The 2,879-nt window shown below is 62.7% G+C and carries 4 protein-coding genes; 1 reads left to right on the forward strand and 3 read right to left on the reverse strand.

Annotated elements, in window-relative coordinates:
• Positions 1–510: 510 nt before the first annotated feature.
• Positions 511–840: a hypothetical protein gene (locus tag AC1DHX_RS20505; RefSeq protein WP_476860522.1), complete on the reverse strand. Its 330-nt coding sequence runs from the start codon at positions 838–840 to the stop codon at positions 511–513.
• Positions 841–887: 47 nt separating this feature from the next.
• Complete coding sequence (locus AC1DHX_RS20510) at positions 888–1,226, reverse strand: ArsR/SmtB family transcription factor (RefSeq protein ID WP_186329212.1); 339 nt, start codon at positions 1,224–1,226, stop codon at positions 888–890.
• 84 nt (positions 1,227–1,310) lie between these two features.
• Between AC1DHX_RS20510 and AC1DHX_RS20515 the strand changes: the two genes are divergently transcribed.
• Positions 1,311–2,237, forward strand: coding sequence for an alpha/beta hydrolase (locus AC1DHX_RS20515; protein WP_476860523.1), 927 nt, complete (start codon positions 1,311–1,313; stop codon positions 2,235–2,237).
• A 488-nt stretch (positions 2,238–2,725) separates the two neighbouring features.
• Here AC1DHX_RS20515 and AC1DHX_RS20520 read toward each other — a convergent pair.
• The coding region (locus tag AC1DHX_RS20520) for an integrase core domain-containing protein (RefSeq protein WP_476900445.1) at positions 2,726–2,879 on the reverse strand (154 nt) is incomplete at its 5' end.

Consider the following 2,879-nt stretch of genomic DNA (forward strand, 5'->3'; position numbering starts at 1 on the left):
ACCCCGTACCTTCCCCAGAAACAGGGACACAAAAGTATTCAGCGCGATGATGCGGTCGCTGTCAGCCTCGTGAAGACTCGCTGGGTGGACGCTCATCGTTGTCTGCGGGCTTCTGCATCCCGAGGATGAGGAACGTGATGCCCATAGTGAGGAACGCAATCTAGGCCGTGGTTCCCAGAAATATCATTGCGATCGCAACGGCAACGAATACGATCCCAATCGGCAGGAAAGCCGCGCCCCTGCTTCTCTTCGCTCGGCCGTTCGACGCCGACATGGGCTTTCCTTCACCGTTCACCTGGCCGAGGCTACGTCGGCGAAAGGAGACCCGCCAACGTTCCCGCGAGGACAATTTGCCGCGTCTCATTACCTCGACAGTCCTGAACCGCCCTGAAAACCGCCCGACGGTCTCAGTAATCGATCGTTTGTGAGACCGATCCCTGCCGAGCCCTATTCCTTGCGCATCCCGCCGGTCGAGGTTTGCGTAGCTGGCTGTTTGCTTTTAGGGCTTACCTAGAGAGTGACCGCTTGAGTGGTTTTCTCTTGGGGGCCGGCGTTGATGATCAGCGCGGTGATAAGCGCCGATGCCGCGAGAAGCATGGCCGCGATGAAAAGCGCCGTCGTGTAGCCACTCGTGAGTGCAGCGCTGGCTGTTGCGTTTGCTGCAGCGTCTCTAGAGGCGCGTGAGGTGTACAGCGCTGTCAGTGCGTCGGGGAGCCTGTATTCGGTGATGCTTACGGAGATTGTGGTGAGCACTGCAACGCCAAGGGCGACGCCGATCTGCTGGGCGGAGTTCAGTTGCGCTGACGCGATGCCGGATTCCTGGGCTGGGATGCCGGGCAAGCTTATTGCCTTCACTCACTTTTCCCGCGACAGGAGGTTGGGAAGGCTTAGAGGGACGTGGCCACGGAGGACCGGAACCGGTCGATGGCCGCCTCGTTGCGGGCGAAGTACGTCCACTGTCCAATGCGGGTGGTCTGCACGAGGTCCGCGTCTGCGAGGGTAGCCATGAACTGCGAGGCGGTGGACTGGGAGACCTCGCAACGCTTCCTGATGCTTGAGACGCACACCCCGTAGCGTGTGGCGTCGACTTTCTGTTCTTCGAAATTTTTCACGGGGTCGCGGAGCCACTGCAGGATCGCCAGGCGGTGTGGGTTGGAGAGCGCGCGCAGTGCTGCAAGCAGCTCGTCCTGCTGGAGCTGGGTTCCGGGGTTCTCATCTGTAGGCACTCCATAAGGCTACCCCAACATCGCCATATCGCAATTTACCGATGAACATGCTAAAACTAAACCACCCCCTCGAAAGGAACGAACATGCCTATCACCACAGAGGTTTCCACCGCTGTTCACAACTGGAGCTCCAGCCTGGCCGCCCTTCCCCCATTGCTCCGCGGAGAACCGTCGGACACTACCCTCGATGAACTTCGCACCGCATACGACGAGATGCTGGCCGCCCATCCCACCCCGGAAGGGGTCACCATCGAAGAGGTGGACATGGGAGGGATCCCAGGGATCGTGGTGACGCCCGAGACCGTGGAGGACAACCGGGCCCTTTTCTACATCCACGGAGGTGCTTACATCGTCGGCAGCCCGGCGGGCTACCATGGCCTCGCCGGAAACTTTGCAGTTCGCCTAAACGCCCGGGTGTTCCTGCCGCACTACCGGCTGGCTCCGGAACACCCCTTCCCCACGCCGATCAACGACACCGTCGACGCGTACCGTTGGCTGCTGGAGCAGGGTCAGGACCCGGAGCGTCTGATGGTCGCAGGTGATTCGGCCGGCGGCGCCATGACAGTCACGGTGATGATCAAGGCTCGCAATCTGGGGTTGCCGCTGCCGGCAGCCGGGGTTGCCCTGTCACCCTGGGCGAACCTGGAGCACACAGGCGCGTCGATGACCAACCGGGAAGGCCTCGACCCGCTGAACAGCAAGGCCGTCCTGGACCTGCTGGCACGCAGCTTCCTAGGCGGGGCACTGCCGAATGACCCGGACGCATCCCCGGTCTTCGCCGACGTCCGCGGCCTGCCCCCGATCCTGGTCACAATCGGGGAGAATGAACTCATGCTCAGCGACGCAGTCCGGCTGGCCGGGCACCTAGCCGAGAATCGCGTGCGAGTGAGCCTGGACGTCTGGCCCGAGATGTTCCACGTCTGGCACATGCACCAAGACCGGCTCCCCGAGGGGCGCAAGGCCCTCGACGACGCGGCCCGGTTCCTGCTCGAGGCGCTGCCCGCCCGGTAGGGACCTCAACCGGGCGCCGTTGAGGCGCCCCGCAAGATGAGCAACCCCAGATCGTCAGCCCGATCCAATAAAGGGTCGGGCTGACGTGTTCGACGTCGTGAGCGACGACGTGCCCCACCTGCCCATGCAGGAATGGATAGCAGCACGATGTCCACGCCTCCAAGATCGACCAACTACTGGCCTTCCAGCCCCTGCTGCTTCCATCCGGAGGGTCGGAGGAAGCCCGAAAGTAAGTCCTAGCGGTTACCTCCAGCCCCACTTCCGCGAGCCGCCAGAGGGGTCCTTTGGATTAAACGAAACACGTCCGCCAGCGACACGAGAGTCCGCCGTCTTCCTCGAGTGAGTGCTCGCCGCCGCCAGGGTGCGGCTGAGTTTGTGGGCCCACCGGTCGCCCAGGAGGTCCGCGCCCAGGGCTTGCCGCAGGGGGATTCTTTGACGAGATGGCAGCCGACGAGTTGTTGTACGCGGAGTCCTAACTCGGCAACGGGCTAGCTGTACTGCCCAGGGAGGTTGGTTAAGCGGCTGATGGGCGGGTGGCCACCGATTGCGGTGTGGGGCCTGTGGTGATTGTAGTGGTGCAGCCATGCCGGGAGGGCGTTTCTGCGGGCTGATTCCGTGGCGTAGAAGCGTTTGAATGCCCAC

It is taken from the genome of Arthrobacter sp. 05N33_2, assembly GCF_056397425.1.

Excerpts from the sequence above, each read along its gene's own strand:
- AC1DHX_RS20515 (WP_476860523.1), top strand. The coding sequence starts at position 1,311 with ATGCCTATCACCACAGAGGTTTCCACCGCTGTTCACAACTGGAGCTCC.